The organism is Ferrimonas sp. SCSIO 43195, from assembly GCF_023716685.1.
GTDB lineage: Bacteria > Pseudomonadota > Gammaproteobacteria > Enterobacterales > Shewanellaceae > Ferrimonas > Ferrimonas kyonanensis.
This window is the reverse complement of sequence record NZ_CP072679.1, coordinates 2,253,650-2,266,755: the sequence shown is the minus strand read 5'-3', so window position 1 is coordinate 2,266,755 and position 13,106 is coordinate 2,253,650. Positions and strand designations below refer to the sequence as shown.

At 58.5% G+C, this 13,106-nt stretch carries 11 protein-coding genes; 5 read left to right on the top strand and 6 right to left on the bottom strand.

The genetic code is table 11. The annotated features are described in order from the left end of the window. The first annotated feature begins 38 nt into the window (after positions 1-38). Genes J8Z22_RS10765 through J8Z22_RS10755 form a run of 3 tightly spaced genes read left to right on the top strand, consistent with a single transcriptional unit; the run spans position 39 to position 3,125 of the window. Positions 39-2,018: an SDR family oxidoreductase gene (locus J8Z22_RS10765; RefSeq protein WP_252010355.1), complete on the top strand. Its 1,980-nt coding sequence runs from the start codon at positions 39-41 to the stop codon at positions 2,016-2,018. Between the two features lie 8 nt (positions 2,019-2,026). Beyond that, complete coding sequence (locus J8Z22_RS10760) at positions 2,027-2,521, top strand: DUF2505 domain-containing protein (protein ID WP_084144395.1); 495 nt, start codon at positions 2,027-2,029, stop codon at positions 2,519-2,521. Between the two features lies 1 nt (position 2,522). Further along, a complete protein-coding gene (locus J8Z22_RS10755; RefSeq protein ID WP_028112715.1) occupies positions 2,523-3,125 on the top strand; it encodes a TetR/AcrR family transcriptional regulator in 603 nt (200 codons plus the stop codon). On the opposite strand, the gene J8Z22_RS10750 is transcribed toward J8Z22_RS10755, so the two are convergent. The 6 genes from J8Z22_RS10750 to J8Z22_RS10725 all read right to left on the bottom strand — a co-directional run bounded on the left by J8Z22_RS10750 (position 3,100) and on the right by J8Z22_RS10725 (position 8,472). Continuing rightward, positions 3,100-4,008 (bottom strand): alpha/beta hydrolase, encoded by a 909-nt coding sequence (locus J8Z22_RS10750; protein WP_035415733.1) that lies wholly within the window; start codon positions 4,006-4,008, stop codon positions 3,100-3,102. The two genes, J8Z22_RS10755 and J8Z22_RS10750, sit on opposite strands and share 26 nt — an antisense overlap. Before the next feature lie 9 nt (positions 4,009-4,017). Continuing rightward, on the bottom strand, positions 4,018-5,421 hold the full coding sequence (locus tag J8Z22_RS10745; RefSeq protein ID WP_028112714.1) for a wax ester/triacylglycerol synthase domain-containing protein: 1,404 nt from the start codon (positions 5,419-5,421) through the stop codon (positions 4,018-4,020). A gap of 23 nt (positions 5,422-5,444) precedes the next feature. Further along, complete coding sequence (locus tag J8Z22_RS10740; RefSeq protein WP_051252613.1) at positions 5,445-5,795, bottom strand: phasin family protein; 351 nt, start codon at positions 5,793-5,795, stop codon at positions 5,445-5,447. A gap of 24 nt (positions 5,796-5,819) precedes the next feature. Beyond that, on the bottom strand, positions 5,820-6,317 hold the full coding sequence (locus J8Z22_RS10735) for a phasin family protein (protein WP_051252612.1): 498 nt from the start codon (positions 6,315-6,317) through the stop codon (positions 5,820-5,822). Between the two features lie 109 nt (positions 6,318-6,426). Next, positions 6,427-6,702 (bottom strand): polyhydroxyalkanoic acid system family protein, encoded by a 276-nt coding sequence (locus J8Z22_RS10730; protein ID WP_028112712.1) that lies wholly within the window; start codon positions 6,700-6,702, stop codon positions 6,427-6,429. 537 nt (positions 6,703-7,239) lie between these two features. Beyond that, the gene (locus tag J8Z22_RS10725) at positions 7,240-8,472 is read right to left on the bottom strand and encodes an integrase family protein (protein WP_252010354.1); all 1,233 of its coding nucleotides are present in this window, start codon (positions 8,470-8,472) and stop codon (positions 7,240-7,242) included. A gap of 122 nt (positions 8,473-8,594) precedes the next feature. On the opposite strand from J8Z22_RS10725, the gene pepF reads away from it, so the two are divergent. Both pepF and nrdD read left to right on the top strand, forming a co-directional pair. Beyond that, complete coding sequence (gene pepF / locus J8Z22_RS10720) at positions 8,595-10,451, top strand: oligoendopeptidase F (protein WP_252010353.1); 1,857 nt, start codon at positions 8,595-8,597, stop codon at positions 10,449-10,451. 496 nt (positions 10,452-10,947) lie between these two features. Further along, positions 10,948-13,065 (top strand): anaerobic ribonucleoside-triphosphate reductase, encoded by a 2,118-nt coding sequence (gene nrdD / locus J8Z22_RS10715; RefSeq protein WP_035415732.1) that lies wholly within the window; start codon positions 10,948-10,950, stop codon positions 13,063-13,065. Positions 13,066-13,106 lie beyond the last annotated feature (41 nt).

Below are 13,106 nucleotides of genomic sequence, written 5' to 3'. Positions count from 1 at the left end.
TGCCTGGGCACTCTTGCGTCAAGGAAGGAGCAATCCAGATGAGCTACTTTGTTACCGGTGCCACCGGATTGGTGGGACAACAGCTGTTGCGGCGCCTGCTGGCCCGTGAAGGCACCCTCTATTGCCTGGTAAAAGACGACCAGGCCGAGCAGCGACTGCGAAAGAGCGCCAGCGAACTGGCGGCGCTGGATCGAGTGCTGCCAATTCGTGGCAACCTCAACGATCCGGCCCTGGGCCTGTGTCCCCGCGACACCGAATCGCTGCGGGGCAAGATCGTGCATTTTGTCCACCTGGCCAGCCACTCCGACTTTCGCCGAAACGGCCATGAGCTGGTGAAGGCCAATGTCACCGCCACCGAGCACGCCCTGGCCTGCGCCGAGTTGCTGGGAGCCACCTGCTTCCACCACCTGAGCTCCATTGCCGCGGCCGGGCTGTACCGGGGCTGCTTCGACGAGCAGATGTTTGCCGAAGCCGAACAGTTGACTCACCCCTATTTCCTGTCTCGCCACCTGTGCGAAAAGGCGGTGCGCGAACACAATGGCCTGCCCTATCGCATTTATCGCCCAGGCATCGTCATCGGCGACAGCGAAACCGGCGCCGCCAACCGGGTTCAGGGGCCCTACTATTTCTTCAAACTGCTGCAAAAGGTGCGCGATGCCCTGCCGCGCTGGTTTCCCCTGGCCGGGTTTGAAGGCGGCCCTCTGAACATCGTGCCGGTGGACTACGTCGCCGATGCCTTCGACTGCCTGATGCACCTGGCGGATCAGGACGGCGAATGCTTCCACCTGACTGATCCCCGCCCCTATCACGCCGGTGAGGTGCTGAACATCATCTCTCGGGCCGGGCGCGGACCGACCATGACCCTGAAGATGAACATGAACCTCACCAGCCTGCTGCCACAGCCGTGGCTGCAACTGGCGTCGCAATACCCGCCGCTGGTGAAACTTGGCCAACGCATTCTGTCGGATTACGGCATTCCACCGGATCTGATGGCGCTGCTGAACTACCCGACCCGCTTCGACAACCAGAAGACCCGTACCCTGCTCGATGCCCACCAGATCCGCTGCCCGGATCTGGCCAGCTACGCCAACCGCTTATGGGACTACTGGGAACGGGAGCTGGATCCGGACCTGTTCCTCGACGACGAACTGAACCACCGCCTGCAACACAAGACCGTATTGATTACCGGTGCCAGTTCCGGCATCGGCGAAGCCAGTGCCGAGCGCCTGGCCGCTTCCGGCGCCCACCTGCTGCTGGTCGGCCGCGATAAACAGCGACTGCAACAAGTGCAGCAGAAGGTGCGCGAACGGGGAGGCAAAGCCCAGTGTTACCTGTGTGATCTCACCGACGAGGCTCAGACCGACACCCTGGTGCAGACCCTGCTGTCCCGCCACGGCAAGGTGGACGTAATGATCAACTGCGCCGGGCGCTCGATACGACGCTCGGTCGCCGCCTCGGTGGAACGGATTCACGACTATCAGCGCACCATGGCCATCAACTACTTTGGCGCCCTTCGGCTGATTCTGGGGCTGATCGGGCCCATGGCCGAGCAGCAGAAGGGGCACATCATCATCGTCTCCTCCATCGGCGTGCTGACCAACGCCCCGCGGTTCAGTGCCTATGTGGCCTCCAACGCGGCGCTGGAATCGTTCTGTCGCTGCGCCGCCGCCGAGTACTCAGACAGCGGCGTGCGCTTCACCACCATCAACATGCCGCTGGTAGATACGCCCATGAGTGCCCCCACCCAGCTGTATCAGGCGGTGCCCACCCTCAGCTCGGAGCAGGCCGCCGAACTCATCGCCCAGGCGGTGGTGCATCGACCGAAACGCATCGCCACCAAACTGGGGATCTTTGGCGCCGTGCTGCACGCGCTGTCACCACGATTGGCCGAGATCAGCATGAACATGCTGTTTCGCATGTTCCCGGAATCCGGGGAGGTTCACGAAGACAAACTGAATTACACCGAACAACAACAGATGATTGGTTTGGCTGCGATGCTCAGAGGCATCCACTTTTAGGAGATACAATGAAACTAGCAATGACCCACTTGTACAGCTGCTCCACCGCGGAACTGTTTCGTTTCTTCAGCGAGCCGGACCTGATTACCCAGAAGTACAGTGACATCGACTGTGACAACGTTCGGGTCACCGAACTGACCCCGAAGGACGACGGCCTGACGCTGTCCACCAAGCGGGAGATGGAAAGCAACGTGCCCTCGGTACTCAAGCGTCTGCTCGGCGCTCGCAACGTCGCCAAGCAGGCCGAGCAGTGGCGCATCGACGGCGACCACTACCATTGCCAGATGGCGGTAGAACTGGTTGGCGTGCCGATTAAGATCACCGGCACCCTGCACTTCGCCCCCACCGACAGCGGTTGTGCCAACCACGTCGAGCTGCAGTTGAAGAGCGCCCTGCCGTTTATCGGCAACAAGCTGACCCGCTTCGTCTGCGATGAGATTGAGCGCATGGCCAATGCCGAGCGCGACTACCTGCAGCAGCAACTGGCCAGGGAAACCGCCTGATATGGGCACCCGGGAGCGGATACTGGAGACCAGCCTGGCCCTGTTTAATCATCAGGGCTCAGGCAACGTCACCAGTCTGGACATCGCTGCCGAGCTGGAGATCAGTCCCGGCAACCTCTACTACCACTACAAGGGCAAAGAGGAGATCATCGCCCAACTGTTCAAGGAGTGCGAACTGGCGGTGGGAAAACTGTTGGCGCGGCTCGACCTCGACGCCATCAGCGAGCAGGAGTACTGGGTGTTTCTTAACTCACTGCTGCGGGTCTGTTTGCACTACCGGTTCTTGTTCCTCGACTTTCAAGCCATCGAACAGAGCACCGTCGGCAATCGGGGTAACCAGCGGCTGATCAAGCAGCTGCGTAACTTCACTGCCCACAGCCTTTCTGCCCTGCAAAAAAAGAACCTGGTGGAGATGAGTGCCCAACAGCGGTTTGAGCTGGCGGACAACCTGTTTCTGCTGGGGCTGTCCTGGCTGTGCTTCGAAACCACCCTGGGGCCGGAGAAGGAGGAGGAGGAGATGGTACGAACCGGGGCCAACCGGTTGATGTCTCTGGTCAGCCCCTACCTCAAGCGTCAGCTCAATTTTGCAGACAGCGTTCGATAAAACGGCCGCAACGATCGATGGCCTCTTTGGCCTCGGGAAGTTGATAGAACAGGGTAAACACATGAGGCAGTCCGGGCCAGATGGTCAGGTCTGCCTCTCCCCCCAGGCGCCGTACCTTGTTGGCCAGGCGCACCGAATCGTCCAGTAGAATCTCAACACTGCCCACATGCACCATGATCGGCGCCAGATCGGTCAGATCCGCCGCCAGCGGTGACGCCATGGGATCACAGGGGGTATGGCCATTGAGGTAGCTGTTGCGCAGCAGCATCAGGCTGCCGAGATCGAAGAACGGGTCTTCATTGCGCATCACAAAACCGGACTGGGTGTTCATGGTCAGATCCAGTGCCGGCGAGAACAGCAGCGCCGCCAACGGTTGCGGAAAGCCCTTCTCCTTGGCCTTCAGCATGGTGGTCAGCGCCAGGTTGCCTCCGGCAGAGTCACCACCAATGATGATCTTATCCGCGGCAATGCCCTGGTCCAGCAGCGCCTTATAGGCATTGAAGCAGTCCGACGTCGCCGCCGGAAACGGAAACTCCGGCGCCAGACGGTAGTTGACCATGACTCCGCGAGAGCCGGTAGCCTGGGTCAGGTGGTACAACATGGCGTTGTGCACCTTGGGGGAGCGGAAGCAAAAACCGCCGCCGTGAAAATACAGCAGCACCTTATCACCGGCAGGCCGGCCCTTGACCAGCCACTGACAGGGCACACCGTTGAGGTGATCGTCGATGAACTCCAGGTTGGTGGGGCTGCCGATGTAGGCGTTGAGTTTGTCCAGCCCGGCGATGACTCCGCGCATGGAGAGAATGTCGTTACACCGCTCCAGGCGACTTCGGATCGCCCGGAACAACACTTTATTCAGTGCTTTTGCCCGCCAACTAGACATTCAGCTTCCTTAACTGGCCAAGGTGTTCAGGCGCCGCGACAAGTTACCGACCACCGTCGCTTCCAGCTCATCCAGGCTTTGCTCGAGGTAATCGCCAAAGGCTTCAAAGCCCGGCAGCGAGTGACGACAGCACACCAGGCCGAAGTGCAACTGACCACCATAGCGCAACAGGGTCATGTTGAGGGTCTGGCCGGGCATCAACAGCGACAACGGGTAGGTCGCCACCAGTTCCGCGCCCTGGAAGGTCAGTGCGGTGTGGCTGGCATCCACTTCGGTGATCAGCATGTTGGCCGCCGGCGGCAGATACTGTTGATCGTCGAAACGGGCCACCATCAGCGACAGCACGTTAATGACCGACGAGTAGCGGTTATAGGCCTTAAGGCTGGTACGGTTGGTCTGACGCCGAATTCCCTGATGAGTACGCTGAATCTGGCCCAGGCGCTCAAGGGGGTCCGTCCAGGCGCCGCCCAGTTCTACCAGGCCGACGGAGATCATGTGCAAGCGCTCGCCGGTGTCGTGATCCCGCAGCGGCACCATGGCCACCAGCGGCTCACTCTCCTGCCAGTTATGCTGCTGCAGATAGCGGTGCAGCGACATGTCGCACAGGGTCAGTATCACATCGTCACTCTGAGCACCGGTCAGCAATGCCAGCCGGTTGACGCGGGCGTCGCTGAGGCTGGCCAGGGTTACCTGCTTGGCGCGACCGGCCGCCAGGTGATTAAACGGGGTCCTGGGAGCGCTGAACGGCAGTTTGATCGGGGTGTCGATCAGCTTGAGCCTGCCAGCACCGGCCATGGCCAACAGGCGAGCGCTGTCAAAGCCGACTTTGAGCTGTTTGCGCCAGAATGACGGCTGCAGCACCGCCATCACACTGGTGAACTCATCGTCGTTGTGGTCGCTGATGGACTCGCCCAGCTGCCAGAACGGCACCAGGTGCCCGCGTTGCTCGCTGATGGCAAAGCTGCGCTCCAGCAACTGCACCGCGCGCATGCCATCGGTGAGGGCATGGTGGAACTTGACCATCATCGCCACTTCACCGCTGGCCAGGCCGTCGATGATCCACAGTTCCCACAACGGCCGACTGCGGTCGAGACGGTAACTGTGAATTCGCGCCGCCAGCTCCAGCAGCTGATCGGTATCGCCGGGTTTGGGTAACTTCGACAGACGCACGTGATAACCCAGCTCCACGTCTTCGGCGTTGCGCCATTTCGGCAGCCCGAGGCGGTTACTGGTGATCACGCGATCGAAAGGGGGGGCAACCGGGCCGCCATTCACCATCTGCTGGTGCAGGGTGACGGCGAAATCCGGTTGGTCGACGGGAGGACGAAACAGCATCAGTCCTGACACGTGAAGCGGTGTCGAGTCGCTTTCAAAAAGCAGGAACACCAGTTCAGATAGAGACAATGACGCCATTAGGCCCTCCTTGGAGCTGACACCTACTTGGCCAGCTTTTCAATCGCCTCGGCAAGCTTGTCTACTTTCGCATTCAGCTCGTCGATTTGGCGCGGGTGAATACCACTGAGGCGATAGAACAGGTTGTGAACCCGGGCTTCCACCTCTTCGTTAGCGCGATCCAGGTTGTCTTCAACGCGCTGTTTGGTGTTGGACTCGATCTCGCGACCGCGCTCTACCAGACGCTCAAACAGATCGCTGGACTTGCCTTCCAGATCTTTCGCTTCTTCCACACTGCGGCTGTATACGCCCAGTCCGGCCAACCAGATGTTGCGTGCCAGCTGTTCGTTGTCTACGCCTTCTACAGGGGGGATTCCATGAAGTTCATTGTTCATACTGTGCTCCTTATTCGCCGGTTATTAAGCTGATTTGGTGGTGGTTCGACGGGTCGTCTTCGCCGCAGGCTTGGCGGCTGCCTTAGGTGCCGCTTTCGGGGCAGCCTTGGCAGGGGCCGGCTTGGCGGCAGGTGCTGGCTTAGCGGCGGCCTTGGCGGCAGCGGCTTTTTCAGCGGCCATCTTGTCCACCAGAGCGGTCAGACGATCAATCTTGGTTTCCAGCTCTTCCAGCTGGTCCACCTCCAACCCGGTTACTTTCTGAACCTGGCTGTGCAACTGAGACTCAAACGCTTCTTTGGTCTGGGTTGAAGCTTCGGACACCTTCTCGACGGTAGAAGATTCCAGCTCCTTACCGCGCTCCATCAGCTCATCAAACAAGCCAAAGCCGCGTTCAGACAACTGACCAATCTCTTCTGCACCCTTAGAGTACGCGCCCAGACCGGCCAACCAGATTTTGCGATACAGCGCTTCTTGAGCGTCTACATCAGCGGTTGCTTTTGAACCAAACAGTTTCTTTAACATGGTGCCTCCACTACGGATTAAATTGTCTTTTCATCTCTACCGTAAGCGAAGTTATTAGAAGGAGCATTCTAATCCGCCTCGGGAAATTGAGCAGAATCAAATTAGGCGACTAAATAAGCAGGTCGTCCAAGGTTTCTTCAATTCCCTGGCGGATCATCGGGGCCACCGGAACCAGAATCAGTCCCAGTTTCATATCCAGTGTCACCAGTTGTGCTTCGGGAACCAGGATGCCCCGGGCTCCCATGCGACGAAAGGTCATCCGCTCGCCCTGCCATTGCCAGCGAATCTGATACTGGCGTTGCAGGTCATGAGCCATCTTCTCGCTGAGGTCCCGGATCCCCTGGTGTCCGAGTTGGTGCGATCGTTGGATGAAAATTGCGGTCATAAACAAGGCGGTCCATTTAACTTCAAATAATTATAATCATGGCGTCCTGCCAATACACACCACCCTAACAAATGCCCAACAGAACACCAATGATCATTTAGTCGAATACCCGCGCCCGGTCATCAAAAATCAAACCAATACATGAGGAATAATTATTCGAATAAGTTGGAGTGATGTATGAGGAATACCGCGAAGTTTGGAGAGTGGTCATTCGCCGAGGAGAGATGACGCAATGACAAGGTCGATGAAACAGAGCGGCCGTCAGCCGCCGTTAGCTGAATTTTCGTTTCGCCAAGCCGGTCACCTCGATGAGGGCAACGACTCGAATCACTGGCTAACAAGGCTAAACAATTCAAACGTTAGTCTCGGAAAGCACGGAGAAACCCGGCGAAGGGCCAGGCCTTCAAGAGCGACCGTTAGAAAGCCCCTAATGGAATAAATCTGCGCTAAAACCATTAAAACAACTACTAATTACAAAATTGGTTACAGCGTGTAATTTTGGTAAAAGTGGCAAATTCCACCCTGAACCCGGCATCATCAATCACTCTGCTTTTGGATGTGTAGCCTTTTGACCCACAATTTAAGGCAGTCATTTTGCTGTGCCAACACCGCCGCCGATGGCCGAGTGGTGGCCAACGGCCAGCGGGGTGAGTCGATCTCCCTGCCCTGCTCTGCCAGCCAGTGTTGACCAAGACGAGCCAGGGCGCTGGCGGTGAAGTGCGGTGGCAGCCCCAGGCTTGCCCTCAGATTTTGCATTAGTTTTGCTGGGTAATGATGCGGCATCGATTTGTGGTCATCGCTGTGACTGGGGAACACCCAGACGCTGGGGCCGGCACTGCGCTGACGACGCTTGAGCAGCTCCAGGCTGGCGGGCGATAACGGCATAATGGCGCTGTCACTGCCCTGGCCGACCTGGGCCAATCCGGCTTGCCAGTCGATGTCCTGCCACTGCAATTGGCACCAGAACGCCAGGCTCCCCAGGTTGGTCAACTGCAGCTGCAACACCAGTTTTCGCGGGTCACTGTCTTCCAGCCCATTGACCTCCCGCAGATAGCGCCCCACCTGGGGCCAGCCAACCTGAACGCTATGACGCTTGCCTTGAGACACCTGAACCTGCTCAAAGGGACACGCCAGGGTTGGCGGCAGCCAGCCCTGTTGCAGCTCGTCACACAAGCCGCGTCCCACCCGGTAGAAGTGACGCAGCAGCGCCAGCCGCTGGCGGGCACCGCTTTGCTGTGGCCGAACCACCTGCAAAGCCTGGTCCGGAGTCAGGGCGTCGGCGGCCACCTCGCCCCACTCATCCCCCAACCAGCGCTCCAGTTGCTGCCGTTCCCGCCGCCACTGCGGCCGGTGCTGACGTGCGTAGTCGTCGATGTAGCGACTAATGGCGTCGTTGAGGCTCAACGGTGCCTCAGTCTGAGGCACCGAGCCCGCCAGGGCGAGGCGCTGTGCCTCCCAGGCCGCAACGGCGGCGGCGCGATCCATCTGCGGGTAGTAACCCAGGGTTACCTGGCGGGTACTGCGGGCACCGGATGGGGTATAGCGGTACACCCAGCGGCGGGTGTGTTTGCCCACCTTGAAGATCAGGCCGGGGCAGTCGGTTTCATTGATGTCGCTGTCGGCGTGCTGATAGCCCCGCTGACTGCTCTGGCCCTCGATGTCGGCAATGGCCTGCTTAATCACCGCCTGTACCCGGCCGCGAACGCCGGTGGCCAGGCATTGATCCAGCAGCGCCAGCACCTGCTGCTTGGGCGACATCTTAATGCTCATCGCTGTTCCTTATGCGTTTATTGCCCATGCCAGTCACAGCCTGGCCGAGTCTCAGTGGTGGCCGCACACCGACCGTGGTAATCTCAGCATTCCAGTAACCATAACGATAATATGGACAAAGAATGTTTAAAAAATCATTAATTTGCGCAACCTTTTTGATTGCGTGCGCCGGCAGCACCACCGTGGTGGCCAGCAGCGATTCCCAGCAAAACTGGGATCTGTCACCTTTGTATACAGATTGGCAGCAATGGCAACAACAGAAAGACACCCTGACCCGCGACATGAAGCAGTTGAGTCGCTATCAGGGCCAGTTGGGCAACGGCGCAGGCCAACTGGCCGACGCATTGGACCTCTATTATGATCTGGCCAAAACCCTATCCCAACTGTCGGTGTATGCCAACCTTAATGCCGATACCGATCTGCGAAACTCCGACAATGGCGCCAAACGTCAGTCGATGAACATGTTATCCAATCAGTTCGATCAGATCAGCGCGTTTATCAAGCCGGAGCTGATCGCCCTGGGCGATGCCAAGGTCGAGGCGATGATCAACCAGGAGCCGCGCCTGCAACCGTACCGCTTTCCGCTGCAGGACATCCTTCGGGCCAAGGCCCACACCCTGAGCCCGCAGACCGAACAGATCATGGCCGCCACCGGCGCCCTCACCGGCAGCCCCTACTCCAGCTACGCCACCTTTACTAACGCCGAACTGCCCTGGCCTCAGGTGGAACTGGCCGGTGACACGGTTACCCTGAATCAAGCCAACTATGCCAAATACCGCAGCCATGGCGATCGGGCCGTACGCAAGCAGGCGTTCGATCAGTTCTTTGGTACCCTCAGCCAGTACCGCCGCACCATCGCCTCGATGCTGGACGCCAACGTCAAAGCCGACGTGTTCAACGCCCAGAGCCGCCACTACGACAGCGCCCTGGAGTCGGCCCTGGCCCAAGACAACATTCCGGTTGAGGTCTACAGCGCCCTGGTGGACACCACCAACGCCAACCTGGATACCCTGCAACGCTACCTGAAATTGCGGGCTCGCCTGCTTAAGCTGCAGGACCAACAGTATTTCGACATCTACACCCCGGTGGTGAAGGCCACCCGCAACTACCCCATCGACACCGGCATCGACATGATGCTGTCCTCCCTGGCGCCCATGGGCGAAAGCTACGTCAACAACATCCGTACCGGCCTCAAGCAGCGCTGGATGGACACCTACCCTAAGACCGGCAAGCGCTCCGGTGCTTACATGAGTGGCAGCGCCTACGACGTTCATCCTTATGTATTGATGAACTACAACGACGACTACGCCTCGGTGTCGACCCTGACCCACGAATGGGGCCACGCCAACCACTCGGTGTTCGCCAACGCCAATCAGCCATACCCCACGGCCGCTTACGCCACCTTTACCGCCGAGATCGCCTCCACCTTCCAGGAGCACCTGCTGACCGACTACGCCCTGGCCAACGCCAAGGACGACGCCGAAAAGCTGTACTTCCTCGGCCAGACTCTGGAGACCTTCCGCGGCACCTTCTTCCGTCAGACCATGTTTGCCGAGTTTGAGCGGGCGATTCACGAAACCGTGGAAGCCGGTGAGCCCCTGAGCGACACCAAGGCCTCAGCGCTGTTTCTCGACCTGCTGCGTCGTTACCATGGCCATGACAAGGGGGTAATGACCATCGACGAGGATTACGGCATTGAGTGGGCCTACGTGCCGCACTTCTACTACAACTTCTACGTCTATCAGTACGCCACCTCCATCGCCGCCTCGGCCGCCTTTGCCGATGAGGTCCTCAGTGGCGACCGCGCCGCCTACGACCGCTACCTGACGCTGCTGAAATCCGGTGGCAGCGACTACCCTTACGATCTGGTCAAGCGTGCCGGCGTCGATCTGGCCACCGCGGCGCCTTACGAGGCGGTGTTTGCCCGCATGAATCGCCTCATGGATGAGATGGAAACCATTCTCAACCGCCAGCCATAACGCCAATTTTTTGACTGGTCAAAAAGGGAGCAAACGCTCCCTTTTTTTGTTATCAGAATCGAGTTTATTGGATCAGAATGATCACAAAGATCTAACCACAGCCTCAGAGCGCGCCAGCCCTAGGTGTGAATTGGGTTTTCCACAAGCTGAACTCTGTCCACTGAAATGGCGGTGATTAACCGGCTCCAGAGTCAATCACTTTTTTATTACAAAGAAACAGCAGCGGTCGCTGACTCTCTATCCAACACACACAAATTAGAAACACAAGCCAAACAAAGCCGCTACTTAACCAAAACCTGATCTTCGCCAATGGATCACAAAAAACCAACGCTTGCCATTTTTCGCTTGGGTAACTTCTTGATCCGGATCAATTTATTAGCCGCTGTTTTAGCGCCTAATATGCGACGTCCATCCTACATATAGGTCATAATTGAATCGACACACCAATATGTTGTGCCTGTCAAGACCGAAAACACAAATTTAAGGAAATTTTGTCATGCCAGTTGTGATTAAGCGAGACGGTTGCCATGTCCCTTTTGATAGCGCAAGGATTTGCGAAGCTATCAGTCGGGCTGCGCTGGCTGCCGACGTCAAAGACGACGACTACGCAGGGCGGGTAGCCCAAACCATTGAACTCGAGCTGGCGGAGTTGCAACAGGTCAACATTGACGAAATTCAGCAGATGGTGGAAAACCATCTGATGGCAGGCCCGTACAAGGCCGTGGCCCGTGCCTACATCGAGTACCGCCACGATCGTGACATCGCCCGAGAGTCCAACAGCCGCTTGAACCGTGAGATTCGTGGCCTGGTGGATCAGAGCAACGCCGCGCTGCTGCATGAGAACGCCAACAAAGACTCCAAGGTGATTCCGACCCAGCGCGATCTGCTGGCAGGGATTGTGGCCAAGCACTACGCCACCCGCCACATTCTGCCCCGCGACGTGGTCAAGGCCCACGAGAATGGCGAGATCCACTATCACGATCTCGACTACGCCCCGTTCTTCCCAATGTTCAACTGCATGCTGATCGATCTGCACGGCATGCTGACCGGCGGCTTCAAGATGGGCAACGCCGAGATCGACGTGCCCAAGTCCATCTCCACCGCCACCGCCGTCACCGCCCAGATCATCGCTCAGGTGGCCAGCCACATCTATGGCGGCACCACCATCAACCGCATCGATGAGATTCTGGCGCCCTACGTCACCAAGAGCTACGAGAAACACCTCGAGGTAGGCGAAGAGTGGCAGGTGGCCGATGCCGAAGCCTACGCCCGTGCCCGCACCGAGAAAGAGTGTTACGACGCGTTCCAGAGCCTGGAGTACGAGGTCAACACCCTGCACACCGCCAACGGCCAGACCCCGTTCGTTACCTTTGGCTTTGGCCTGGGCACCAGCTGGCAGTGCCGCCTGATTCAGCAATCGATCCTCAAAGTGCGGATGGTGGGCCTGGGTAAAAACCGTAAGACCCCGGTGTTCCCGAAACTGGTGTTCGCCATTAAAGACGGCCTCAACCACAAATCCGGCGACGCCAACTACGACATCAAGCAACTGGCGCTGGAGTGCTCCACCAAGCGGATGTACCCGGACATTCTCAACTACGACAAAGTGGTTGAAGTCACCGGCTCGTTTAAGACCCCGATGGGCTGTCGCAGCTTCCTGTCCGCCTACGAAGAGAATGGCGAACTGATCCACGAAGGCCGCAACAACCTGGGTGTGGTCAGCCTCAACCTGCCGCGCATCGCCATCGAAGCCAAGGGCTCTGAAACCCGTTTCTTCGAGCTGCTGGATGAGCGTCTGGCCATCGCCAAGAAAGCGCTGATGACCCGCATCAACCGTCTGGAAGGGGTGAAAGCCCGAGTGGCTCCGATCCTGTATATGGAAGGTGCCTGTGGTGTGCGTCTGCAGCCGGACGACGACATCAGCGAGATCTTCAAGAACGGCCGCGCCTCCATCTCTCTGGGTTACATCGGCCTGCACGAAACCGTCAACGCCCTGTACGGCACCGAAGCGCACCTGTACGACTCCGAGGAGCTGCGAGCTCGCGCCCTGACCATCGTTGAGCGTCTGCGCGCCGCCACCGACGCCTGGAAAGCCCAGACCGGTTATGGCTTCAGCCTCTACAGCACGCCGAGTGAAAACCTGTGCACCCGCTTCTGCAAGATCGACCAGCGCCACTACGGCGTGGTGGAAGGGGTCAACGACAAGGGCTACTACACCAACAGCTTCCACCTGGACGTGGAAAAGAACGTCAATCCCTACGACAAGATTGACTTCGAGAAGCCCTACCCGGCCATCGCCAACGGCGGCTTTATCTGCTACGGCGAATACCCCAACATGCAGCACAACGTCGAAGCGCTGGAAGACGTCTGGGACTATGCCTATCAGCATGTGCCGTACTACGGCACCAACACCCCCATCGACGAGTGCTACGAGTGTGGCTTTACCGGTGAGTTCGAGTGCACCTCCAAAGGCTTTACCTGCCCGAAATGCGGCAACCACGATCCATCCAAGGTGTCGGTAACCCGCCGAGTGTGCGGTTACCTGGGCAGCCCGGACGCACGGCCGTTCAACGAAGGGAAGCAGGAAGAGGTAAAACGCCGGGTCAAGCACCTGTAGGCATCAGGCAGCAATAACAAAAAGGGGCTGCGGCCCCTTTT

Excerpts from the sequence above, each read along its gene's own strand:
- J8Z22_RS10730 (WP_028112712.1), bottom strand. The coding sequence starts at position 6,702 with ATGACCGCAATTTTCATCCAACGATCGCACCAACTCGGACACCAGGGG.
- nrdD (WP_035415732.1), top strand. The coding sequence starts at position 10,948 with ATGCCAGTTGTGATTAAGCGAGACGGTTGCCATGTCCCTTTTGATAGC.
- J8Z22_RS10745 (WP_028112714.1), bottom strand. The coding sequence starts at position 5,421 with ATGGCGTCATTGTCTCTATCTGAACTGGTGTTCCTGCTTTTTGAAAGC.
- J8Z22_RS10760 (WP_084144395.1), top strand. The coding sequence starts at position 2,027 with ATGAAACTAGCAATGACCCACTTGTACAGCTGCTCCACCGCGGAACTG.
- J8Z22_RS10740 (WP_051252613.1), bottom strand. The coding sequence starts at position 5,795 with ATGAACAATGAACTTCATGGAATCCCCCCTGTAGAAGGCGTAGACAAC.
- J8Z22_RS10765 (WP_252010355.1), top strand. The coding sequence starts at position 39 with ATGAGCTACTTTGTTACCGGTGCCACCGGATTGGTGGGACAACAGCTG.
- J8Z22_RS10735 (WP_051252612.1), bottom strand. The coding sequence starts at position 6,317 with ATGTTAAAGAAACTGTTTGGTTCAAAAGCAACCGCTGATGTAGACGCT.
- J8Z22_RS10755 (WP_028112715.1), top strand. The coding sequence starts at position 2,523 with ATGGGCACCCGGGAGCGGATACTGGAGACCAGCCTGGCCCTGTTTAAT.
- pepF (WP_252010353.1), top strand. The coding sequence starts at position 8,595 with ATGTTTAAAAAATCATTAATTTGCGCAACCTTTTTGATTGCGTGCGCC.
- J8Z22_RS10725 (WP_252010354.1), bottom strand. The coding sequence starts at position 8,472 with ATGAGCATTAAGATGTCGCCCAAGCAGCAGGTGCTGGCGCTGCTGGAT.
- J8Z22_RS10750 (WP_035415733.1), bottom strand. The coding sequence starts at position 4,008 with ATGTCTAGTTGGCGGGCAAAAGCACTGAATAAAGTGTTGTTCCGGGCG.